General features: G+C 71.1%; 17 protein-coding genes and 1 pseudogene. 12 read left to right on the top strand and 6 right to left on the bottom strand.

The features are described from left to right. Window positions 1–3 precede the first annotated feature (3 nt). Together MD221_RS03635 and MD221_RS03640 are read right to left on the bottom strand one after the other, a co-directional pair. Window positions 4–450: a CoA-binding protein gene (locus tag MD221_RS03635; protein ID WP_242107890.1), complete on the bottom strand. Its 447-nt coding sequence runs from the start codon at window positions 448–450 to the stop codon at window positions 4–6. Continuing rightward, window positions 450–2,006: a fumarate hydratase gene (locus tag MD221_RS03640; RefSeq protein WP_425602213.1), complete on the bottom strand. Its 1,557-nt coding sequence runs from the start codon at window positions 2,004–2,006 to the stop codon at window positions 450–452. Before MD221_RS03640 ends, MD221_RS03635 begins: the two co-directional genes overlap by 1 nt. A 146-nt stretch (window positions 2,007–2,152) precedes the next feature. Here MD221_RS03640 and MD221_RS03645 point away from each other — a divergent pair, with 146 nt between their 5' ends. After that, window positions 2,153–4,027, top strand: coding sequence for an ABC transporter ATP-binding protein (locus MD221_RS03645; protein WP_242107892.1), 1,875 nt, complete (start codon window positions 2,153–2,155; stop codon window positions 4,025–4,027). A 49-nt stretch (window positions 4,028–4,076) separates the two neighbouring features. Here MD221_RS03645 and MD221_RS03650 read toward each other — a convergent pair whose 3' ends face one another. Further along, window positions 4,077–4,652 carry a DUF488 domain-containing protein gene (locus MD221_RS03650; protein ID WP_242107894.1) on the bottom strand — a complete coding sequence of 192 codons (576 nt, stop codon included), beginning with the start codon at window positions 4,650–4,652 and terminating at the stop codon, window positions 4,077–4,079. A 135-nt stretch (window positions 4,653–4,787) separates the two neighbouring features. On the opposite strand from MD221_RS03650, the gene MD221_RS03655 reads away from it, so the two are divergent. The 6 genes from MD221_RS03655 (at window position 4,788) to MD221_RS03680 (ending at window position 8,822) form a co-directional block, all read left to right on the top strand. Continuing rightward, window positions 4,788–5,378, top strand: a complete 591-nt coding sequence (locus MD221_RS03655) for an RNA polymerase sigma factor (RefSeq protein WP_425602214.1) — start codon at window positions 4,788–4,790, stop codon at window positions 5,376–5,378. Beyond that, complete coding sequence (locus tag MD221_RS03660) at window positions 5,375–5,920, top strand: hypothetical protein (protein WP_242107898.1); 546 nt, start codon at window positions 5,375–5,377, stop codon at window positions 5,918–5,920. The genes MD221_RS03655 and MD221_RS03660 overlap by 4 nt, the downstream gene beginning before the upstream one ends. 24 nt (window positions 5,921–5,944) lie before the next feature. Continuing rightward, a complete protein-coding gene (locus tag MD221_RS03665) occupies window positions 5,945–6,832 on the top strand; it encodes a DUF4097 family beta strand repeat-containing protein (RefSeq protein ID WP_242107900.1) in 888 nt (295 codons plus the stop codon). A gap of 114 nt (window positions 6,833–6,946) precedes the next feature. Then, entirely contained in the window at window positions 6,947–7,321 is a 375-nt protein-coding gene (locus tag MD221_RS03670) for a hypothetical protein (protein WP_242107902.1), read from the top strand. Between the two features lie 55 nt (window positions 7,322–7,376). Further along, complete coding sequence (locus MD221_RS03675; RefSeq protein WP_242107903.1) at window positions 7,377–8,186, top strand: ferredoxin--NADP reductase; 810 nt, start codon at window positions 7,377–7,379, stop codon at window positions 8,184–8,186. Window positions 8,187–8,237: 51 nt separating this feature from the next. Further along, window positions 8,238–8,822, top strand: a complete 585-nt coding sequence (locus MD221_RS03680; RefSeq protein ID WP_242107904.1) for a TlpA family protein disulfide reductase — start codon at window positions 8,238–8,240, stop codon at window positions 8,820–8,822. A 4-nt stretch (window positions 8,823–8,826) separates the two neighbouring features. Here MD221_RS03680 and MD221_RS03685 read toward each other — a convergent pair whose 3' ends face one another. Further along, on the bottom strand, window positions 8,827–9,309 hold the full coding sequence (locus MD221_RS03685; RefSeq protein ID WP_242107905.1) for a glutathione peroxidase: 483 nt from the start codon (window positions 9,307–9,309) through the stop codon (window positions 8,827–8,829). 124 nt (window positions 9,310–9,433) lie between these two features. On the opposite strand from MD221_RS03685, the gene MD221_RS03690 reads away from it, so the two are divergent. From MD221_RS03690 to MD221_RS03700, 3 genes are all read left to right on the top strand, one after another. After that, window positions 9,434–10,798, top strand: a complete 1,365-nt coding sequence (locus MD221_RS03690) for an esterase-like activity of phytase family protein (RefSeq protein WP_242107906.1) — start codon at window positions 9,434–9,436, stop codon at window positions 10,796–10,798. A 525-nt stretch (window positions 10,799–11,323) separates the two neighbouring features. After that, window positions 11,324–13,528 (top strand): M3 family metallopeptidase, encoded by a 2,205-nt coding sequence (locus MD221_RS03695; RefSeq protein ID WP_242107907.1) that lies wholly within the window; start codon window positions 11,324–11,326, stop codon window positions 13,526–13,528. 70 nt (window positions 13,529–13,598) lie between these two features. Continuing rightward, window positions 13,599–14,231, top strand: coding sequence for an NUDIX hydrolase (locus MD221_RS03700; RefSeq protein ID WP_242107908.1), 633 nt, complete (start codon window positions 13,599–13,601; stop codon window positions 14,229–14,231). A gap of 49 nt (window positions 14,232–14,280) precedes the next feature. On the opposite strand, the gene MD221_RS03705 is transcribed toward MD221_RS03700, so the two are convergent. Then, the gene (locus MD221_RS03705) at window positions 14,281–15,612 is read right to left on the bottom strand and encodes a glycerophosphodiester phosphodiesterase family protein (protein ID WP_242107909.1); all 1,332 of its coding nucleotides are present in this window, start codon (window positions 15,610–15,612) and stop codon (window positions 14,281–14,283) included. Window positions 15,613–15,823: 211 nt separating this feature from the next. Continuing rightward, window positions 15,824–20,434 (bottom strand): annotated as a pseudogene (locus MD221_RS03710) (DEAD/DEAH box helicase); the annotation flags it as partial. 253 nt (window positions 20,435–20,687) lie between these two features. Here MD221_RS03710 and MD221_RS03715 point away from each other — a divergent pair. Both MD221_RS03715 and MD221_RS03720 read left to right on the top strand, forming a co-directional pair. Further along, entirely contained in the window at window positions 20,688–21,521 is an 834-nt protein-coding gene (locus MD221_RS03715; RefSeq protein WP_242107913.1) for an NAD-dependent protein deacetylase, read from the top strand. Window positions 21,522–21,661: 140 nt separating this feature from the next. After that, window positions 21,662–23,122: an amino acid permease gene (locus MD221_RS03720; RefSeq protein ID WP_242107914.1), complete on the top strand. Its 1,461-nt coding sequence runs from the start codon at window positions 21,662–21,664 to the stop codon at window positions 23,120–23,122. The last annotated feature ends 161 nt before the right edge of the window (window positions 23,123–23,283 follow it).

Genomic DNA, 23,283 nt, shown 5'->3' on the forward strand with positions numbered 1-23,283 from the left:
CGCTCAGCGCGTGCTGCGCCAGCGCCGGTCCTCGACCATCAGGCATTCGTCCTGCACCACGTCGATGCCGGCGGCGACCAGCCGCTCGACGAAGACCTCGTTGCGGATGCCGGTCTGCATCCACACCGTGCGCGGCCGCGCCTTGATCAGGTCGGGCAGATGCGCCTCCAGGTCCTCCGGCTTGCGGAACACGTCGACCAGGTCGACGCGGCCGGGGATCTCGGCCACGCTGCGGTACACCGGCCGGTCGAAGATGCGCTCCACCTCCGGGTAGTACACCGGCACCGGCAGGATCTCGTAGCCGACCCGGCGCAGGTACGAGGGCACGATGTGCGCCGGGCGGTCGGCGCGATGCTCGGGCTTGATGCCGAGCACGGCGATGCGGCGCAGCGCGCCGAAGACGCGGTCGAAATCGCGATGCCCGGACAGCACCCGGCCGCACTTGAACATCAGGCCACCTCGACCACGGGGATCTTGCCGATCCTGGCCTGCCACTCGCGCGGTCCGGTGCGGTGCACCGATTCGCCGGTGCTGTCCACGGCCACGGTCACCGGCATGTCCTGCACGGTGAACTCGTAGATCGCCTCCATGCCGAGGTCGGCGAAGCCGACCACGCGCGCGGCCTTGATCGCCTTCGACACCAGGTAGGCCGCGCCGCCCACCGCCATGAGGTAGACGGATTTGTGCTTCCGGATCGCCTCGATCGCCGCCGGTCCGCGCTCGGCCTTGCCGACCATGCCGAGCAGGCCGGTCTGGCTGAGCACCTGTTCGGTGAACTTGTCCATGCGCGTGGCGGTGGTCGGGCCGGCGGGGCCGACCGCCTCGTCGCGCACCGGATCGACCGGGCCGACGTAGTAGATGAAGCGGCCGTTGAAATCCACCGGCAGAGGCTCGCCCTTGTCGAGCATGTCGACCATGCGCTTGTGCGCGGCGTCGCGGCCGGTCAGCAGCTTGCCGTTGAGCAGCAGCACCTCGCCCGGCTTCCAGGTGGCGACGTCCTCGCGGGTCACCTTGTCCAGGTCCACGCGCCGCCCCTTGGAGGCGTCGTAGGTGAGCTTGGGCCAGTCCTCCAGCGAGGGCGGATCGAGCATCACCGGGCCGCTGCCGTCGAGCACGAAGTGGGCGTGCCGGGTGGCGGCGCAGTTGGGAATCATCGCCACCGGCAGGTTGGCGGCGTGGGTCGGGTAGTCCTTGATCTTGATGTCGAGCACCGTGGTCAGGCCGCCCAGGCCCTGGGCGCCGATGCCCAGCGCGTTGACCTTCTCGTGCAGCTCCAGGCGCAGCTCCTCGAGGCGGTTGGCCGGGCCGCGGGCCTGCAGGTCGACGATGTCGATCGGCTCCATCAGCGCCTCCTTGGCCAGCAGCATGGCCTTCTCGGCGGTGCCGCCGATGCCGATGCCGAGCATGCCCGGCGGGCACCAGCCGGCGCCCATGGTCGGCACCGTCCTGAGCACCCAGTCGACGATCGAGTCGGAGGGGTTGAGCATGGCGAACTTGGACTTGGCCTCCGAGCCGCCGCCCTTGGCCGCGACGATCACGTCGACCGTGTTGCCCGGCACCACCGAGACGTTGACCACCGCGGGCGTGTTGTCGCCGGTGTTCCTGCGCCCGCCGGCCGGATCGCGCAGCACGCTGGCGCGCAGCTTGTTGTCCGGATGGCTGTAGGCGCGGCGCACGCCCTCGTTGACCATCTCCTCCACGCCCATGGTGGCGTCGTCCCAGCGCACGTCCATGCCGATCTTCAGGAACACGGTGACGATGCCGGTGTCCTGGCAGATCGGCCGATGGCCCTCGGCGCATAGGCGCGAGTTGATCAGGATCTGCGCCATGGCGTCCTTGGCGGCCGGCGACTGTTCGCGCTCGTAGGCCGCGGCGAGGTTCCGGATGTAGTCCACCGGATGGTAGTAGCTGATGTACTGCAGGGCGTCGGCGACGCTCTGGATCAGGTCTTCCTGCCGGATCGGGGTCGAGCGGACCGGCGCCGGCCGGCTGGGGGCCGGCTCGATGCGGGCCGGGTGGGTCGTGGTCAAGGCTGGCTCGAGGCTTGCGGGGGGACGCGTATTTTAGCGCGGGCCGCGGCGGCGGCGGCGCGCGACGTCGCCTCCCGGGCGGCGCATGGCATGCTTGCCCCACCCTGGTCCGCGAAACCTCGATGTCGAGTTCCTACTGGCGCATGCGCGGCCAAGAGCCGCCGAAGCTGAATCTCCGGCAGCGCTTCGCCGCCCTGCGCAACCTGCCGCCGTTCCTGCGCAGCATCTGGGACACCAGCCCGACCCTGGCCCTCTCCAGCATCGCCCTGCGCCTGGTGCGCGCGCTGCTGCCGGTGACCACGCTGTACGTCGGCAAGCTGATCGTCGACGAGGCCGTGCGCCTGGTCTCGCTGGGCACGGCCAGGGAGCCGCTGGCCGCGCTGTGGCACGCCGGCACGCTCGATCACCTGCTCGGGCTGCTGGCGCTGGAGTTCGCGCTGGCCATCGGCGCGGACCTGCTCGGCCGCGTGGTCGGCCTGGTCGATTCGCTGCTGGCCGAGCTGTACTCCAACAGCACCAGCGTGCGGCTGATGGAGCACGCCGCCTCGCTCGACCTGGAGGATTTCGAGGACGCCGACCTGCAGGACAAGCTCGACCGCGCCCGCCGCCAGGTCGCCGCGCGCAGTCCGCTGCTGTCGCAGCTGCTGGGCCAGGCGCAGGACATCGTCACCATCGTCAGCTTCGCCGTCGGCCTGCTGGTGTACGCGCCGTGGCTGATCCTGCTGTTGCTGGTGGCGCTGGTGCCGGCCTTCATCGGCGAGATGCACTTCAACGCGCAGAGCTACGCGGTGAACTTCCACTCCACGCCCGAGCGGCGCGAACTGGACTACGTGCGCATGCTCGGCGCCAGCGCCAACTCGGCCAAGGAGGTGAAGAGCTTCGGCCTGAACCGCTTCCTGATCGAGCGCTTCCGCACCCTGTCCTGGTCGATCTACCGCGCCAACCGCAGCGTGGCGCTGCGGCGCGCCGGCTGGGGCGGGCTGTTCACCACCATCGGCACGCTCGGCTACTACGCCGCCTATGCCTTCATCGCCTGGCGCACCGTGCGCGGGGAATTCAGCATCGGCGACCTGACCTTCCTGTCGGCCTCGTTCCGCCGCCTGCGCAACCTGCTGGAGAACCTGCTGGCCGGATTTTCCCAGGTCGCCGGGCAGGCGCTGTACCTCGACGACCTGTTCTCGTTCTTCCGCATCCGCCCCGAGATCTTCTCGCCGGAACGCCCTCGCCCGTTTCCGAGCCCGATCCGCGCCGGCTTCGTCTTCGAGAACGTCGGCTTCCGCTATCCGGGCGCGCAGCGCTGGGCGGTGCGCCACCTCGACTTCACCCTGCACGCCGGCGAGGTGCTGGCCCTGGTCGGCGAGAACGGCGCCGGCAAGACCACCCTGGTGAAGCTGCTGGCGCGCCTGTACGACCCGGACGAGGGCCGCATCCTGCTCGACGGCCATCCGCTGGACGAATACGACCTGGACGAGCTGCGCGCCAACATCGGGGTGATCTTCCAGGACTTCGTGCGCTACTTCCTCTCCGCCTCCGACAACATCGCCATCGGCCGCATCGACGCGCGCGGCGACGAGGCGCGCATCCGCGAGGCGGCGCGGCGCGCCATCGCCGACGAGGTGATCGGACGCCTGCCGCAGGGCTACGGGCAGATGCTCGGCAAGCTGTTCAAGGACGGCGTCGACCTGTCGGGCGGCGAATGGCAGAAGATCGCCATCGCCCGCGCCTACATGCGCGACGCGCAACTGCTGATCCTGGACGAGCCGACCGCCGCGCTCGACGCGCGCAGCGAGTTCGAGGTCTTCCAGCGTTTCAAGGAGCTGTCGGACAACCGCACCGCCGTGCTGATCTCGCACCGCTTCTCCAGCGTGCGCATGGCCGACCGCATCCTGGTGCTGGAGCAGGGGCGGATCGAAGCCAGCGGTACGCATGCCGAGCTGATGGCGCAGGGTGGGCGCTACGCCGAACTGTTCGAACTGCAGGCGGCCGGCTACCGCTAGGACGCGGGTGGCGCCAGTGCCCTAGAACAGCGCACCTAGAACAGCACGCCTAGAACAGCGCACCCTGCGCGTCGCCGGGTGCCGGATAGCGCAGCACGCCGTCGACCAGGCGGGCCGCCTCGTGCAGCACGTGCGGCTCGCTGCGCCCCGGCGCCATCAGGTGCGTGACCTGCCAGCCGCGCGCCAGGAAGTCGTCGGCGATCAGCCGCCGGTGGCATTGCCACCACAGCGCCTCGGCGCACATCACCGCGCAGCGCGTGTCGCCCGCCAGGCGCACCAGCCGCGCGCGCGCCCGGGCGAAGTCCGCGGTGGCCATGTAGTCGGCGTAGCCGCGGAAGGCGGCCACCCGCCAGGCGCCGTTGCTCGAACCGGGCACGGGCGCGCGGCGACCGCCCAGCGCCGGCATCGCCACGTATTCGATGCCGGCCTCGTACAGGGCCGGCTGCATGGCCGTCGCGACGTACTGGGGATGGCGGCGCGAGCCCGCGAAACGGCGCACGTCGGCCAGGGTGGCGATCCCGGCATCGCGCAGCATGCCGACGAACACGGGCCATTCCCGGGTGGAATGGCCGATGGTCCAGAGCGTGGCCGGCGCCTGGACCGCTGCGGAGCCTGGGGATTGCATGTGCGGCAAGGGTACCCTGTCCGCCCGGAACGGCGCCGGAGCCGGTCTCTGCCGGCCCCCCATGCCGTTCCGGACCGACCAGGCGCGGCCCGAGGGGCTTTAAACCCTTCTCCGCTCCGCCGCATCACAATGATCATGCTGACGGCCGCGACCATCGAAGCCATTCCCGACTCCCCGCAGGACGCGACCGGCGCGCAAGCCGACGCCGCCCTGGCCCGCGCCTCGCGCGACGGCGACGCGGGCGCCTTCGAACAGCTGTACCGGCGCCATGCCGGGCGCGTGTACGGCGTGATCCTGCGCCTGGTCGGCGGGCGGCACGGGCGCGCCGAGGACCTCACCCAGGAAGCCTTCGTGCGCGCCTGGCAGGCCCTGCCGGCCTACCGCTTCGAGAGCGCCTTCGGCACCTGGCTGTACCGGCTGGCGGTGAACACCGCGCTGATGGAACTGCGCGCGCGGCGCAGCCAGCCGCAGGCGGACGAGGACGCCGACTACGAGGCCCTGGGCGGCATCGATTCGGCCGGCCACAGCACCGCGCTGTCGACCGACCTGGAGCGCGGCGTGGCCTCGCTGCCGCCGCGGGCGCGGGCCGTGCTGGTGCTGCACGACGTGGAAGGCTGGAAGCACGAGGAAATCGCCGGCGAACTGAACATGGCCGTCGGCAGCTCGAAGGCACAATTGCATCGCGCGCGCACCCTGCTGCGGGCGCGGCTCGGAGGTGAAGCATGAACACGAACGCCCCCGGACAGGGACCCGACCAGGAAGGCATGCCGGACGCGCTGCGCCTGCAGCTGCGCGGCCTGCGCCGCGACGTGCCCCCGCAACGCGACCTGTGGACCGGCATCGGCGCGCGCATCGCGCAGATGCCGGCCGGCGCGCGGCAGGCGCCGCCCTCGCGCTGGAGCCTGCGCGCGCCGCGCATGCGCGTGGCGGCGCTGGCGGCGTCGGTGAGCTTCGCCTTCGCCCTCGCCTGGCAGCTGCGGCCCGCCTCCGACGCGCCGCCGGCGCCCGTGGCGGCCGCCGGTCCCGCGGCCGCCACCATCTCCCGCGAGGCGGCCAGCATGACCGAGCAATACCACACGGCCCTGCGCCAGATCGACCTGCCCGAACTCGCCGCCACCGACGCCGACGCCCTGCACCAGCTCGACGCCGGCGCGGCGCAGGTGCGCCAGGCGCTGGCGCGCGACCCCGATGCCCGCTTCCTGCTCAGGCAACTGCAGAAGCTCTATACCCAACGGCTCGCCCTCACCCAGCGCTTCGCCCTGGGCTGAGCCACGACCTTCCGGAGATTTCCCATGAAGCCGCAACTCATCGCTTCCCTGCTGCTGGCCGGCCTGGCCTGCCCGGCGTTCGCCTCCACCCCGATCGACGAGACCCGCCCGCTCGATGCGCGCGGCACGGTCAGCATCGGCAACCTCAAGGGCCGCATCGAGGTCCGCGTCTGGGACAAGCCGCAGGTGCACATCGGCGGCCAGCTGGGCGATGGCGTCGAGCGCCTCGCCATCGAGGGCGACAGCCGCCAGCTCGACATCAAGGTGCGCTACCCGCGCAACGGCGACAACCGCTCCGAGCCGACCACCCTGGTGGTGCAGGTCCCCAGGCTCGCCAGCCTCGCCGTGGAGAGCGTGTCCTCCAGCGTGGACGTCTCCGGCACCGCCGGCGCCAAGCTCAGCATCGACAACGTCAGCGGCGAGGTGACCGTCTCGGGCGCGCCGGGCCGCGCCGACATCCAGAACGTGAGCGGTTCGGTGCGCGCCGCGCTCAACAGCCCGGACGTCAGCGCGCAGTCGGTCAGCGGCGACATCGCGCTGCGCGGCCGGCTGGGCGGCACCGTCAAGGGCGAGGTCGTCTCCGGCGACCTCAGCGTCGACAGCCGCGGACAGCGCCTGCGCAACCTGAGCGTGAGCAGCATCTCCGGCGACATCAGCATCCGCGCCGATCTGGCCGAGAGCGGCAGGATCAACGTCGAGTCGACCAGCGGCGACATCGACATCGCGATGCCCAAGTCGCTCTCGGCGCGCGTCACCGGCAAGAGCTTCAGCGGCGACGTCAGCGCGCCCGGCGCGCGCGTCAACCGCGCACGGCACGGCCCCGGCTCCGACTTCGACCAGCGCTACGGCGGTGGCGGCGGCGTCGTCGAGCTGCAGACCTTCTCCGGCGACGCCAGCCTGACGCTGTACTGAGGCCGCATCCGCGGCAACCGCCGCGCGGCGGCCCCCGCCGCGCCCCCCGCAATGCCTCCCGCGCGGCGATGCCGCCGCGACGACCGCGCTCGGCCGCGCGAAACGGAGTCCGTCATGCGTGCGATCGTGTTCCTGCCGCTCATGTTCCTGCTGCTCGCCTGCCATCTCGCCTCCCCGGCGACCGCGCACTACCTCACCGTGGTCAACGACGCGCCGCGCCGCATCCTCTCCATCCATGCCGCCGAGCCGGGCGGCGTGGAATGGAGCCTGATCGCGCTGCCGGAGGACGGGCTGCGCGGCGGCGTGGCCGAGGTCCTGGTCGTGCCCGGCACCTCGGGATGCCGGCGCGACCTGCGCATCGACTTCGTCGGCGCCTGGCGCCTGGTCGTGCGCAACTTCGACATCTGCCGCTGGCACACGCTGCGCGCCGGCACGGCGCTGCGGCTCGGCCACGCCCAGCAGGCACTGAACGGCGCCCCGGGAGAATGAGAGCGGTTCTCATCCATGGGGTACAATGGGCGCGGCTTTTCGATCCCCTGCCCCCATGTCCTCAGCGTTTGGCACCGAGACGGTGCTGGACGTCCGTCACTGGACGGACGACTACTTCAGCTTCACCACCACCCGCGACAACGGCTTCCGTTTCGACAACGGCCAGTTCGTGATGATCGGCCTGGACGTGCCGCAGCCGGACGGCGCGCGCAAGCCGTTGCTGCGCGCATATTCGATCGCCAGCGCCAACTGGGAAGAACAGCTGGAGTTCTTCAGCATCAAGGTGCCCAACGGTCCGCTCACCTCGCGCCTGCGCGAGATCCGCCCGGGCGACAGCGTGCTGATCGGACGCAAGCCGACCGGCACCCTGCTCATCCACGACCTGCATCCCGGCCGCAATCTCTACCTGCTGGGCACCGGCACCGGGCTGGCGCCGTGGCTGTCGGTGATCAAGGACCCGGAGACCTACGAACGCTTCGAGCGCGTGGTGCTCTGCCACGGCGTGCGCAGCGCCGCCGACCTCGCCTACCGCGACTACATCGTCAACGAGCTGCCGCACCACGAGCTGCTCGGCGAGCAGATCGCGCAGAAATTGCTCTACTACCCGGCGGTGTCGCGCGAGGACTTCGCCTTCCGGGACCGCGACCACCGCGGCCGGCTCACCGAGCGCATGGACAGCGGACAGATGATGCGCGACCTGGGGCTGGACCCGCTCGAGGCCGCGCACGACCGCGCCATGATCTGCGGCAGCCCGCAGATGCTGGCCGACTTCCGCGCCCTGCTCGACGAGCGCGGATTCGCCGCCGCGCCGCGCATCGGCACGCCGGGGCAGTACGTGTTCGAGCGCGCGTTCGTCGAGAAATAGCCGCGCCGCCCGCCTGAGCGGCTATGCTGCACGCGACAACGGGGGACGGACATGACGATCGCAAAGACCGCCGCGCCGCGCATGCCGCGCGCCTGCCTGCCAGTGGCCCTGGCGCTGTTCCTGTCCCTGCCCGCGGCCGGCCCCGCCGCCGCGGCCGACGGCGCCCTGCCGCCTCCGCCCAAGCGCGGCGAGATCCCGCCCGACGCCCTGGGCCGCGACCGCAACGGCGACGAGCTCGCCGTCAGCCAGTTCAAGGGCAAGGTCCTGATCGTCACCTTCTGGGCGTCGTGGTGCGGCCCCTGCCGGCGCGAGCTGCCGATCCTGGGCAAGGTGCAGCAGGCGGTCGGCCGCGAGCACCTCGACGTGGTCGCGATCAACTACAAGGAGGATCGCGACGCGTTCAACCGGGTGATCCGCGCCAACCCCGCCGTCAAGCTGACCTACGTGCAGGACACGCGCGGACGCATCAGCGATACCTATGGGGTGAAGACCGTCCCGCACATGTTCATCGTCGGCCCGGACGGCAGGGTGGCGCACGTCCACAACGGCTATTCGCCGGACATGCTCGACGGCTTCGTCAAGGAAATGCTGGCGCTGCTGCCGCCCGAGGTGCTGGCGCGGCCCCCGGGGTCCTGATCGCTCAGCCGAGCGCCTTCTCGATATCGGCCGCCAGCGACTCCGGCTTGTCGGTCGGCGCATAGCGCTTGATCACGCGGCCGTCGCGGCCGACCAGGAACTTGGTGAAGTTCCACTTGATCGCGTCGATGCCGAGGAAGCCGCCCTTCTCCTCCTTCAGCCACTTCCACAGCGGATGCGCGCCGTCGCCGTTGACGTCGACCTTGGCGAACATCGGAAAGTCGACGTCGTAGGTGAGCGAGCAGAAATTCTTGATCTCGGCCTCGTCGCCGGGCTCCTGGTGGCCGAACTGGTCGCAGGGGAAGCCCATCACCACCAGGCCGCGGTCGCGATAGGCCTGCCACAGCTTCTCCAGCCCGGTGTATTGCGGGGTGAAGCCGCACTTGGAGGCGACGTTGACGATCAGCAGCACCTTGCCCGCATAGCCGGACAGGTCCTGCGCGCCGCCGTCGATGTCCTTGGCGCTGAAATCGTAGGCGGTGGTCATGGCGGCGGCCTCGGGAAGACGTTGCGGGGATTCTAGACGATCCCGCGCCCGGCGCGGCCGGGGCGTCATCCCGCTGCAACATGGCCTTCCTAACGTGGCCGATTCCTTCCCCCGGGAGCTTCCGATGCTGCGTCGTCTCGCCTGCGCCTGCGCGCTGACCTTCGTCCTTTCCGCCCAGGCCCAGGCCGCCGACTGGTCGCTCGGCGACGTGATGCCGATTTCCGCGCGCAGCGTCGACCGCGTCGCGCCCGGCCGCAACGTCGCCAACCTCAACCGCCTGGGCTTCTTCTCCGATCTCAAGTACGACGCCGCCACCGGCACCTGGTTCGCGCTCTCCGACCGCGGCCCCGGCGGCGGCGTGATCGGCTATGCCACGCGCGTGCAGCAGATGATCGTGCCGCTCCACCCGGTCACCGGCGCCGTGCTCGCCAAGCCGGTCGTGCTGCGCACCATCCTGTTCCAGGACCGCAACGGCCGCCCGTTCAACGGCCTCAACCCGACCCTGCTCAACGGCACGCCCGCCACGCTCGGCAACAGCTTCGACCCGGAGGGCATCGCCGTGGGCCGCAACGGCCGCCTGTACGTGTCCGACGAGTACGGCCCGAGCCTGTACGAGTTCGACCGCCGTGGCCGCTTCGTGCGCGCCTTCGAGATTCCCGCCAACCTGCGTCCGGTTCAGGCCGACGGCCAGCCCAACTACACCGACGGCCGCGGCGTCATCGCCACCGGCCGCCAGGACAACCGCGGTTTCGAGGGCCTGACCTTCAACGCCTCGCGCACCCGCCTGTACGCGGTGCTGCAGGATCCGCTGGTCAACGAGGGCGAGAAGAACGACGGCCGCCGCAGCCGCTGGGTGCGCGTGGTCGAGTTCGACCCGGCCAGCGGCACCAGCACCGCGCAGTACCTCTATCCGCTGGAAAGCGTCGACGCGCTCAATGCCGTCGATCCCGCCACCGGCGACGACTTCGAGGGCAAGGACCAGGGCCGCAGCATCGGCCTGAGCGCCATCGAGGCGATCTCCGACCACGAATTCCTGGTGCTCGAGCGCGACAACCGCGGCCTCGGCGTCGAGGAGACCGCCGCGCCGGTGCACAAGCGCGTCTATCGCATCGACCTGCGCGGCGCCACCGACGTCCAGCACCTCTCGCTGGCCGGCCGCAACGACCTGCCCGCCGGGGTGAGGCCCGTGGCCAAGCGGCCGGAGGTCGATCTGCTCGCCGCCCTGCGCGGCGTCGGCTCCGACGTGCCGGAGAAGCTCGAAGGCCTGGCCATCGGCCCGCGCCTGCTGTTCGGCGGCCAGGTGGTGCTGGTGGGCAGCGACAACGACTACAGCGTCACCCAGAGCGGCGCGGGCGAGCAGTTCGACGTCTGCGTGAACACCGCGACCGGGGAACGCCGGCAGGTGCCGCTGGACAGCGCCTGCCCGGCGGGGACTTCGCTGATTCCGGGGTATCTGCTGTCGTTCAAGGTGCGGGGGTTGCGGGGCTGAGGGCGCGGTGAGGCATCCGGCAGCGCGGCGGTAGTACCGTGATTGCTTCGCAGTGGAACTCGCCGCCATCCGTGGCGCAGCGTTTCTAATCTTCGGAACGTCCGGCCTGTCGCCACGCTGACGGCGTGGCTCCAAATCCATGGCCGGGCGTTCGGCGGCGCAGCGCGGCAGCGCCGCGCGCTATTTCGCCGTGCTGTCCGTTGCCATCCGTGGCGCATCATTTCAGCTTTCGGAACGTCCGGCCTGTCGCCATGCTGACGGCGTGGCTCCAAATCCATGGCCGGGCGTTCGGCGGCACAGCGCGGCAATGCCGCGCGCTATTTCGCCGTGCTGTCCGTCGCCATCCGTGGCGCAGCATTTCAGCCTTCGGAACGTCCTGCCCGGCCATCCATGGCCGGGCGTTCGGCGGCGCAGCGCGGCAATGCCGCGCTAAGCTTGCGCCGCCTCACCCATGCCTTTCGTCATGGGTCTGGGGGGCGGGCATGGGCTAGGCTCCCGGGTCCGGATTCCGACGAGTAACCTCTCATGAAGCACCCGCTCGCCCTGGCGTTGGCCATCGCGCTCTCCGCCGGCATCCCCGCCTTAGCCCAGCCGGATACCTCCGCCGACATGACCGCCGCCCCATCCCGGCTCCAGGACAACCCCTTCCGCGCCGACAGCCCGCTGCCGCTGCGCTATCCGCAGTTCGACAAGATCCGGGACGCCGACTTCGCCCCGGCCTTCGACGCCGGCATGGCCGAGCAGCTGAAGGAGGTCGAAGCGATCGCCGACAACCCCGAGCCGGCCAGCTTCGACAACACCATCCTCGCCCTCGAGCGTTCCGGCCGCGTGCTGGACCGCGCCACCACGGTGTTCTTCAACCTGGTCGGCACCGACACCAACCCCGAACGCAACCGGCTGCGCAGCGACTACGCGCCGAAGTTCGCCGCCCACGGCGACGCCATCCAGCTCAACCCGAAGCTGTTCGCGCGCATCAAGTCGCTGTACGAGCGGCGCGGCTCGCTCGGCCTGGACGACCAGGGCCAACGCCTGGTCGAGCGCTACCACACCGATTTCGTGCGCGCCGGCGCCGCGCTGTCGGACGCCGACAAGACCCGCCTGAAGGACATCAACGGCAAGCTGGCCAAGCTCGGCACGCAGTTCAGCGAGAACGTGCTCAACGAGGTCAACGACTCCGCCCTGGTGGTGGATTCGAAGACCGAGCTCGACGGGCTGACCGACGAGCAGATCGCCGCCGCCGCCGAGGCCGCCAAGGAGCGCAAGCTCGAGGGCAAGTACGTCCTCACTCTGCTCAACACCACCGGCCAGCCGCCGGAATCGCAGCTCACCAACCGCACCCTGCGCGAGCGCCTGCACAAGGCTTCGGTGGCGCGCAACAGCCGCGGCAACAAGTTCGACAACACCGCCATCGTCGCCGAGGTGCTCAAGCTGCGCGCCGAACGCGCCAAGATGCTCGGCTACCCGACCTACGCCGCCTACGTGCTGGCCGACGAGACGGCCAAGACGCCCGACGCGGTCAACAGGATGCTGTCGCAACTGGCGCCGCCGGCCGTGGCCAACGCCAAGCGCGAGGCCGCGGCGATGCAGGCGATCATCGACAAGGAACAGGCCGCCAAGGGCGAGCCGACGTTCCAGCTGCAGCCCTGGGACTGGGCCTTCTACGCCGAGAAGGTGCGCCAGGCGCAGTACGACTTCGACGAGGCCCAGCTCAAGCCCTACCTCGAACTGAAGAACGTGCTGGAGAACGGCGTGTTCTACGCCGCCAACCAGCTCTACGGCATCAGCTTCAAGGAACGCACCGACCTGCCCAAGTACCACGCCGACACGTGGACCTACGACGTGACCGACCACGACGGCAAGCAGTTGGCGATCTTCATCTTCGATCCCTACGCGCGCCCGTCCAAGCGCGGCGGCGCCTGGATGAACAGCTACGTGAGCCAGTCGGAGCTGTTCGGCACCAGGCCGGTGGTGGCCAATCACCTCAACATCCCCAAGCCCACCGCCGGCAAGCCGACGCTGCTGACCTGGGACGAGGTGACCACCGCCTTCCACGAATTCGGCCATGCCCTGCACGGCATGTTCTCGGACGTGAAGTACCCCTACTTCAGCGGCACCAGCGTGCCGCGCGACTTCGTCGAGTTCCCCTCGCAGGTCAACGAGATGTGGGCCGACTGGCCTTCGATCCTGTCCCACTACGCCAAGCACTACCAGACCGGCGAGGCGATGCCCCAGGCGCTGCTGGACAAGGTCCTGGCCAGCCAGAAGTTCAACCAGGGCTTCGCCACCACCGAATACCTGGGCGCGGCGATGCTCGACCAGAACTACCACCAGCTGGCCGAGGCCGGCATTCCCGGCGCGGGCGAGGTGATCGCGTTCGAGAAGTCGGCGCTGGGCAAGGACGGCGTGGACTACCCGCCGGTGCCGCCGCGCTACCGCACCGCCTACTTCAGCCACATCATGGGCGGCTACGCGGCCGGTTACTACGCCTACATCTGGTCGGAAGTGCTCGACGCCAACACCGTGGAGTGGATCAAGCACAACGGCGGCCTCAAGCGCGAGAACGGCGACCGCTTCCGCCGCACCCTGCTCTCGCGTGGCGGCAGCAAGGACGCTTCGCAGCTGTTCCTGGATTTCACCGGGCACGCGCCCGACATCCAGCCGCTGCTGGTCAAGCGCGGGCTGACGGCCGAGGCCGACAAGCCGGCCTCGGAAGCCAGCGGCAGCAAGTGACCGATCGCCGGAACGCCTCCCCTGGAGGCGTTCCGGACCATGTCCGCCGCCACGCCAGGAAGGCCCCGCCATGCGCATCCAGCCCCGCTCCCGCCTCGCGTTACTGGCCTGTGCGCTGAGCCTGCTCGCCGCGCCGGCGGCGCCGGCTTTCGCGCAGGCCGCGGCACCGGCCGCCGCCCAGCCGGCGGCACGGCCGCTGGACAACTACACCGTGCAGCGCCTGATCGTGTCCAACGGGCGCGGCGAGGTGCTGCTGGAACGCAACGCCAACGGATGGATGACCCCGGCGATCCGCGCCAACCGGCGCCAGTCGGTGCGCGAGGCCCTGGACGCGCTGGCCGCCGGGATGGGCCTGCGCATCGACGCGGTGCGGCTGGCGGGGCTGTTCACCTACAAGTTCCAGGAAACGCCGCCCGACCCGGCGCACGCGGCCGTGTCCTTCCGCGCGCACTACACCGCGCGGGTGGCCGGCGGCGCGCTGGCGCAGCCGAAGGAAGACGGGCGCGAATACCGCTGGATCGCGGAGGACGAGGCCGCGAAGAAGATCGGCATCGAGCCGCTGCGCACCGAGACCGCGCAGATCCTGCGGCACCCGGACACGCTGTGGGGCGGCTCGTTCCTGCTGGTGTTCGACGACGCGGCCGCGGCCACGCCGTCGAAGGTGGACGTCCTCGAAGCGCCCTACCCGCTGCGCGGGGACTGAATCGCGGGACGGCACGCGTCCCGCATGCGCGGCGAAGCCCGGCTTGCGATTACGGCCGGCTCAGGTCGAGAAAGATCTCGCGCGCGGCCACGCCGACATCCGGCTGATCGATGAAGAAGCCCTGCACGCCCAGGCTGTAGAGCTGCACGGCCTCGCCGAGGGCGGACTGCGAGATGCCGCTGGGCGTCTGCGTCAGGAAGCTTTCCTCCGCGCGCAGCGTATACGGATGCACCAGCAGCCCCGCCTTCAGCGCGCGCGCCAGCATCGGATGCACCGCGCCGGTGTTGCGCGTGCCCAGCTCCGCCTTGCCGTCGCCGTTGGCGTCGACCTTGGGATCGAGCGCGGTGCGCGGCAGCAGGTTGCTCTTCCACGGGCCGATGCCGGAGGCGTAGTTCGCCTTCATCCAGTTCAGCGCGCGCTGCGTGGTCAATGCCCCGTAGGTGGTCTCCGCGCCGATGCCGCCCTCGATGCGCTCGTTCAGGCCGCCGTAGATCGCCGCCAGGTCCTCGCCGTGGCTGGCGTTGTAGACCATGTCGTAGGGCTTGGCCTGGCCGATGTCGTCGTAGAGCTGCACCAGCGGGAAGGAGACGCCGGCCGCCGGCATGATGCGCTTCTTCAACTCCAGCAGGTTCTCCACGTCGAAGCTCTGGATGAACACGCGCTTGGGATCGGTGAAGCCTTCGGCCACCAGCGTCTCGACCAGCTTCGTGCCCAGCGAGACGTGGATCGGCGTGCCGTCGATGCGGCGGCCTTCCTTGGCGAAATAGGTCGGGTGCTTGGTCTCGGGATAGATGCCGACCGGGCGGCCGTTGCGGCCTTCGCGCTTGGCCAGCTGCACCACTTCGGCGAAGGTCGGGATCTGGAAGCGGCCGTCGTAGCGGGTGTTGCGCGGACGCACCGCCGGGATGCGTTCCTTGGCGCGCAGGGTCTTGATCTCGGCCAGGGTGAAGTCTTCCGTGAACCAGCCGGTGAGGCTGACGCCGTCGACCACCTTGGTGGTGCGGCGGCCGGCGAACTCCGGATGGCTGGCGACGTCGGTGGTGCCGGAGATCTCGTTCTCGTGGCGGGCGACCAGCACGCCGTCCTTGGTCGAGACCAGGTCGGGCTCGATGAAGTCGGCGCCCTGGCGGATCGCCAGACGATAGGATTCGAGCGTGTGTTCGGGGCGGTAGCCGCTGGCGCCGCGGTGGCCGATCACGATCAGGCCCTGATGATCTCGGCCCTGGCGATCCTGGCCCTGACGATCGTTGTCGCGATGGCGGGCGGACGTGTCGGCCACGGTGGACTCTTGTGCGAAGGCCTCTTGTGCAAAGGCGGGGACGCTGACGGCGAGCAGTGCCGCCGCGCCGAGCATCGAGATTAGCTTAGTACGCAAACGCATGGCTTCGGACCTCTGTCGGAAAGTCGGGGCGCGCCGACTCCCCTGCCAGCCGGCCCGCGCACAGGGTCGGCGACCAAGGTTGCGGGCAGTTGACGGTCCCTCGGCCAGTGCCCGTCGCGACGGCTGGGTCTCAGTGACGGACCGGCTCGCGCGCGCCGGACGCGGCCGGCCACGCCGGGGCCGGCGGTTCCTGCGCCGGCAGCCGCATCAGCACCCGCTGCGCGGCGCGCTGCTCCTCCGCCGGCAGCGTCGCCAGCCATTCGACCTGTCCAGCGTTCAAGATCGCCAGCGGCACGCCGTCGCGGTACAGCAGGCGCGAGCCGGTCAGGCGCGGCAGCTTGGCGCCGGGCAGCACCGTGCCGAGCAGGTTGAGCGGATCGGCCGCGGACAGGCAGACCAGGGCACCGTCGCGCGGGCGCTGGCGGACCTGGCGCATCAGTCCGACCGCCTCGGGCAAGGCGAACTGCTCGCCCGACAGGCCGGCGATGAAGCGCCCGCCGCGGATCTCGCCGCGCGCCTCCAGGCGATGGTAGACGCGCAGCAGTTCGCGCCAGGGCGGCAGCCACGCCGCCTCGCGCTCGAGCAGGCGCCAGCAGACCACGCCGTAGCGGCGCAGCAGCACGCGGGCCACGTGTTCGTATGCGGATCCTTCCGCAAGAGCCCGCATATCCTTGTGCGGACCTTTCGCAGGCGCCGATTCCTTCCCGGACATCTGCTGCTGCGCATTTTCGGCGAGGGCACGATGCTCGCGCCGGATCAGCGCCCAGCGCCCGGCGTCCTCGATGCCGAACAGCGCGGCGCGGCGGCGGCGCGGCGACGAGGCGCCGCCGCGCTTGGACGCGGGGACCAGCAGCGCGCGCAGCCCGGCGTAGCTGTCGCAGTGCACGCGCCCGCGCGCCACCAGTTCGGCCAGCGCGTCCTCCAGTTCGGTCCGCAGCAGGTGCGCGCCGTCGACGAGCTCGTCGAAGAAGGAGGCGCCGTGCTCGGCCAGGTAGTCGGCCACGCGCTGCGCGCGCGAGGAAAGCGCCTGATCGCGCTTGTCCGACGGCTCGGCCGGAGACGCGCGCTCCTTCGCCGACGGGCCCGCGCCGTCCGCCAGCCGCGTCCAGACCGCCGCGTGCTTGCGCGGCAGCAGTACGATCGGCGTCGAGCGCACCGGCGCGCCGCCGCGCGCGCCGCCTTCGCCCGTGCTCGCCCGCAAGCGCGTCCACAGCGTGCGGCCGGCGGTGCACAGGTCGTCGAGCCAGGTGATCGAATAGTCGTTGACGCGCGCCGGCAGCAGCTCCGCCTCCCAGGCCGCCGCGGGCGCCTCGAAGCCTTCCAGCTGCGCCAGCACGCCGCCCAGCGCCTCGGGTCCGCTCACGCGCGTACCGGGCGCCACGCGCTGCCAGTCGAACAGGAAGCGCATGAAGTCGCGCGGCTCCACCGGCTCGATCTCGCGGCGCAGGCGCTTGAGCGTGTAGCGGTGGATGCGGGCGAGCAGATGGCGTTCGCACCATTCGTATGCGGGTCCCTCCGCAGGAGCCCGGCCGTCCATGGTCGGACTTCCCACAAAAGCGGGTCCTTCCGCAGGAGCCCGGCCGTCCATGGTCGGACTTCCCGCAAGAGCGGGGCCTTCCGCAGGGCCGCTCGTGCGAGCGTATGCGCCCGGCGTGAAATGTCCTTGCATCACGTAGCCTTCGTTCTGCAGGCGCAGCAGGGCGATCTCGACATCGGTGGCCGACAGGCCGCTGTCGGCGGCCAGCGCAGAGGCCGGCACCGGCCCGAGCCCGGACAGCCGCAGCCGCAGCAGTTCCACCGCCGCGTCCTCCGCCGTCCACGGCTGCGCCGCGTACTCGGCCGGCGCCTCGATGGCCGGCTGCGATGCGGCGCCCGGGTGCAGCGCGCGCAATTGCGGCAACCGCTCGGCCGCCACCCACAGGCCCTCGCCGACCGCCAGCCGCGTGGCGCGGTGGTCGCGCGCCAGGCGCGTGAGCCAGTCCAGCCAGGCGCCGTTGCCGGCGGCCTCGGCCTGGGTGACGAAGCCCAGGCCCATCAAGGCCTCGTGCATCTCGTCGGCATCGCGCACCTGCGGCCAGGCCTCCTCGCGCACCGCCTCGATCGCGGCCAGGTCGAGCTTGCCCAGGTCGTCGGCGGCCTGCGGATCGGCGTAGCGGCGCGTCTGCACCGCCTGGGTGCGGCGCTCCTCCAGCGGCGCGTCGTCGAGGAAGGCATAGGGCCGCGCGTTCAGCGCCTCGGCGGCGAACGGCGACGGCGCGGTCAGGTCGCGCGCCTCCACCTTCACCTGGCCGGTCTCCATCGCGCGCAGCAGGCGCAGCCAGCCCTCCACGTCCATCGCCTCGTGCAGGCAGTCGTGCAGCGTCTGCGCGACCAGCGGATGGTCGGGCACCTGGCGCTCGCCGACGATGTTCTCCAGGCAGGCCACCTGGTCCGGGAACACCGTCGCCAGCAGGTCCTCCGACTTCATCCGCTGCAGCTGCGGCGGCACTTTCTTGCCGCCGACGAAGCGCGGCAGCGCCAGCGCGGTGGTCGCGTTCCAGCGCCAGCGCACGCCGAACAGCGGGGCGTCGAGCAGGGCCTGGACCAGGATCTCCTGCGCCGAGTTGGAATGCAGGTAGCCCGCCACCTCGATCAGCGGGAAGCTGTGGCTGGTCGAGAGCGAGAGCACGATCGCGTCCTCGGTGGCCGCCGCCTGCAGCTCGAAGTTGAACTTGCGGCAGAAGCGCTTGCGCAGCGCCAGGCCCCAGGCGCGGTTGAGCCTGCTGCCGTAGGGCGTGTGGATCACCAGCTGGGTGCCTCCGGACTCGTCGAAGAAGCGCTCCAGCACGATGGTGTTCTGGCTCGGCACCGCGCCGAGCGCGGCGAAGGTGGCGCCGAGGAAATCCACCAGCTGCTGCGCCGCCGCGAGCGGCAGGCCGAGTTCGTCGACGCACCACGCCAGCGCCCCGTCCGCGCCGCGCTCGGCAATGCGTGCCGCGATCGTCTCGCGCAGGCGCGACACCGCGAACGACAGCTCGTCGGTCCGCCCCGGCGCCTCGCCCAGCCAGAACGGGATGTTGGGCGGCGCGCCCTCGGCGTCCTCCACGCGCACGCGCCCGGGCTCCACGCGCAGGATGCGGTAGCTGGCGTTGCCGAGCTGGAAGACGTCGCCGGTGAGGCTCTCGATGGCGAAGTCCTCGTTCACCGTGCCGATGTTCTGCGCCTGCGGCTCGAGGATGACGCTGTAGTCGCCGGTGTCGGGAATGGTGCCGCCGGACATCAGCGCGGTCATGCGCCCGCCCTTGCGCCCGCGCAGCTTGCGGTTGACCGCGTCGCGGTGCAGGTAGCCCGCGCGCGGCCCGCGTCGCGTGGTGAAGCCGTCGGCGAGCATGCGCACGATGGCCTCGTAGTCCTTGCGTTCCAGCGAGGCGTAGGGCCAGGCGCGACGGAACCAGTCGTAGAGCGCGTCCTCGTCCCATTCGCGGCAGGCCACCTCGGCCACGATCTGCTGCGCCAGCACGTCCAGCGGCGCCTGCGGCATGATCAATGCGTCCAGCTCGCCGCGGCGCACGCCGTCGAGCAGCGCCGCGCATTCGATCAGCTCCTCGCGCGTCTGCGGGAACAGCCGTCCCTTGGGCACGCCGCCGACATGGTGGCCGGAGCGGCCGACGCGCTGCAGGAAGGAGGCGATGGAGCGCGGCGAGCCGAGCTGGCAGACCAGGTCGACGTCGCCGATGTCGATGCCGAGCTCGAGCGAGGCGGTGGCCACCAGCACGCGCAGTTCGCCGCGCTTGAGCCGCTGCTCGGCGTCCAGGCGCAGTTCCTTGGCGAGGCTGCCGTGGTGCGCGGCCACCGCCTCCTTGCCGAGCAGCTCGCCCAGCTGCCGCGCCGCGCGCTCGGCCATGCGCCGGGTGTTGACGAACACCAGCGTGGTGCGGTGCTGCGCCACCAGCTCCGCGACGCGCCCGTAGACCTGCTCCCACTGGTCGTTGGACATCACCGCCGACAGCGGCGTCGGCGGCAGCTCCAGGGCCAGGTCGCGCCGCTTCACGTAGCCGATGTCGACGATCTCGCAATCGGGCGCGCCGTCCGGGGAAACGGCCGCGGCGCCGACCAGGAAGCGCGCCACCTCGTCGATGGGCTTCTGCGTGGCCGACAGGCCGATGCGCGTGAGGCGGCCGCCGCCCGAACGGACCGTGCGGCCCTGGGCGGCCGGGCCGTTGCGGGAGGGCCCGCACAAGGCCTCCAGCCGCTCCAGCGACAGCGCCAGGTGGCTGCCGCGCTTGCTGTTGGCCACGGCATGGATTTCGTCGACGATCACCGTGCGCACCGTCGACAGCATCGCCCGCCCCGACTCGGAGCCGAGCAGCACGTACAGCGATTCGGGCGTGGTGACCAGGATGTGCGGCGGCTTGCGCCGCGCCAGCGCGCGCTCGGCCTGCGGCGTGTCGCCGGTGCGCACGGCGGTGCGGATGTCCACGTCCGGCAGGCCCATGCGTTCGAGTTCGGCGCGGATGCCGGCCAGCGGCGCCTCGAGGTTGATGCGGATGTCGTTGGAGAGCGCCTTCAGCGGCGAGACGTAGACCACCACCGTCTGGTCCGGCAGGCCCGAGGTCGCCTGTCCCAGCAGATCGCGGCTGCCCTGCTCCAGGCCCTGGCGCACCAGGCCGTCGATCGCGGTCATGAAGGCGGTGAGCGTCTTGCCCGAGCCGGTGGGCGCAGCCACCAGCGTATTGCGCCCGCTGCGGATCGCCGGCCACGCCGCCGCCTGCGCTTCGGTCGGCGCCGGAAAGGCAGCGCGGAACCAGTTGGCGACCGCGGGATGGAAGGCGTCGAGCGGCATCGGAGGAAAATGGGACGTGGCGTTGGGCCTGGTTGGGTCGGTTGCGCCTGAAGCGTTGAACCGCGCGCGGAGCGGAACGGTGCGTCCTCGGTACGTCACTGAAGATCGGGCCCGGGAGCGCCTATTTCAAACGCCGGAAGGCCGGCACCCCAGGTACCGGTCATGACCCTAGCGGCAGGCCGTCTCAACCGCTGAGACCCCTATTGCGGGCCCGGAAACGCTGCCGCCGCCACGAAGCGGCTAGGATGCATCGATGAACGCTTCATTCGCCGTCCCCGCCCTCGCCGCCCCGCTGCGCGACTGGCTGGCGCCGTTCCGCCGCGTCTTCGTCCTCACCGGCGCCGGCTGCAGCACCGGCTCGGGCATCCCCGACTACCGCGACGCCGACGGCGCCTGGAAACGCACCCCGCCGGTCACCTACCAGGCCTTCACCGGCGACGCCGAGATCTACCGCCGCTACTGGGCGCGCAGCGCCCTCGGCTGGCCGCGCTTCTCGCGCGCCGCACCGAACCCGGCGCACCGCGCGCTCGCCGCCTGGGAAGGCACCGGCGCGCTGTCGCTGCTGGTCACCCAGAACGTCGACGGGCTGCACCAGCGGGCCGGCAGCCGCGCCGTGGTCGATCTGCACGGCAACCTCGACGCCGTGGTCTGCCTGGATTGCGGGCGGCGCGAGGCGCGCGCGCGAGTGCAGGACGCCATCGCCGCCGCCAATCCCGGCTGGGATGCCGTGCGCGCGACGGCGGCGCCGGACGGCGATGCCGACATCGACGAGGCGGCCGTCGCGCGCTTCGCGGCGCCGCGCTGCCCGGACTGCGCCGGCGCGTTGAAGCCGGACGTGGTGTTCTTCGGCGAGAACGTGCCGCGGCCGCGCTACGAACGGGCGCGCGCGGCGCTGCAGGCTTCCGATGCCATGCTCGTGGCCGGCTCCTCGCTGATGGTGTATTCGGGCTTCCGTTTCGCGCGCATGGCACACGAGGCCGGGCTGCCGATCGCCATCGTCAACCGCGGCCGCACGCGCGCGGATGCACTGGCGTCGCTGAAGCTGGACGCGGAGATCGGCGGCGCCTTGCAGGCGGGACTGGCCTGAGCCGAGCCGTGCCGGCCATCCGCCGGGACGTCGGCTGCGCGGAAGATGCCCCGAGAAATCCTGCACTGCATCACGCCGCATCGGATCGCCGCGACGGCGCCAGCGGCTATGATCGGCCCATCTTTTTGGGAGAACCCTCGATGAGCGCAACGCCTCCGCCGGCCGGGCGGCTCGCCGCACGCATGCTGCGCCCCAAGAGCATCCCGCAACTGCAGGCCGAACTCGGCCAGCGCCGCGACTTCCGCCGCGTGCTCGGGGTCTGGCAGCTCACCGCGATCGGCCTGGGCGGCATCATCGGCGTGGGCGTGTTCGTGCTCGCCGGCCAGCAGGCCGCGGCCAACGCCGGTCCGGCCGTCGCGCTGTCCTTCATCATCGCCGGCATCGCCAGCGCCGCCGCGGCGCTGTGCTATGCCGAGTTCGCCGGCATGATCCCGGTCACCGGCAGCGCGTATACCTACGGCTACGCCGTGCTCGGCGAACTGCCGGCCTGGCTGATCGGCTGGGATCTGCTGCTGGAATACGCGATGGTGGTGGCGGTGGTGGCCAGCGGCTGGTCGGGCTACGCGCAGGACCTGCTGCACAGCATCGGCATCGACCTGCCGGTCTGGGCGCAGGGCGCGCGCGGCAGCGGCGAGGGCCACGTCTTCAACCTCATCGCCGCGGTGGTGGCGATGGCGGTGGCGCTGCTGCTGAGCGTGCGCACCGAATGGGGCGCGCGCTTCAACACCCTGATCGTGGCGATCAAGGTGCTCGGCGTGATCCTGGTGATCGGCGTGGGCGTGTTCTACATCGATCCGGCCAACTGGACGCCGTTCGTGCCGGCGGCCACGGTCGGCGCCGACGGCGTCTCGCATTTCGGCTTCAACGGCGTGGTGACCGCCGCCGCGGTGGTGTTCTTCGCGGTGTTCGGCTACGACACGCTGACCACGGCCGCGGAGGAGGCGCGCGATCCGCAGCGCGACCTGCCGCGCGCGGTGATGCTCTCGCTGGGCATCTCGATGGCGCTGTACCTGACCATCTCGCTGGTGCTCACCGGCATCGCGCACTATTCCACGCTCGGCAACGCCGCGCCGGTCACCAACGCCTTCCGCCAACTCGGCCTGGATTGGGTCGGCACGCTGGTCTCGCTGGTCGCGGTGGCCGGCATCATCAGCGTGGTGTTCGCCTTCATGCTGGCGGCCGCGCGCATCTGGTTCGCGCTCTCGCGCGACGGCCTGCTGCCGGCCTGGTTCGCCAGGCCGCATCCGCGCTACGGCACCCCGTACCGCCCGACCCTGCTGCTGGGCGTGGTCACCGCCCTGGCTGCCGGCTTCTTTCCGATCGGCGAGCTGGCCGAGCTGGTCAATGTCGGCGTGCTGGCCGCCTTCATCGTGATCTGCGCCTCGATCCTGGTGCTGCGCAGGCGGCAACCCGATCTGCCGCGCAGCTTCCGCACGCCCTGGGTGCCGGCGGTGCCGGTGGTGGGCATCGCCTTCTCCATCTGGCTGATCTATGGCCTGCCCTGGATCACCTACGAGCGTTTCCTGATCTGGATGGCGCTGGGCCTGGTCGTCTATTTCGGCTACGGCATCCGCCACAGCACCCTGGCGCGGTCTTCCTGAGCCGGGGCGGCGCCGGCACGGCTGCACGACCCGCACGCCTTGCCGCCGGACAAGCGGCGCACCGCCATCTGCCTGCCGCTGCGCCGATAGCCATGCCGGCGGCCACGCGCCGCCGCTGTCACCCGCCCTGCACCCGTCCGGGCTAAGCTCGAACGGCGCCG

The sequence above is a fragment of the Luteimonas aquatica genome, assembly GCF_022662575.1.
Classification (GTDB): domain Bacteria; phylum Pseudomonadota; class Gammaproteobacteria; order Xanthomonadales; family Xanthomonadaceae; genus Luteimonas; species Luteimonas aquatica.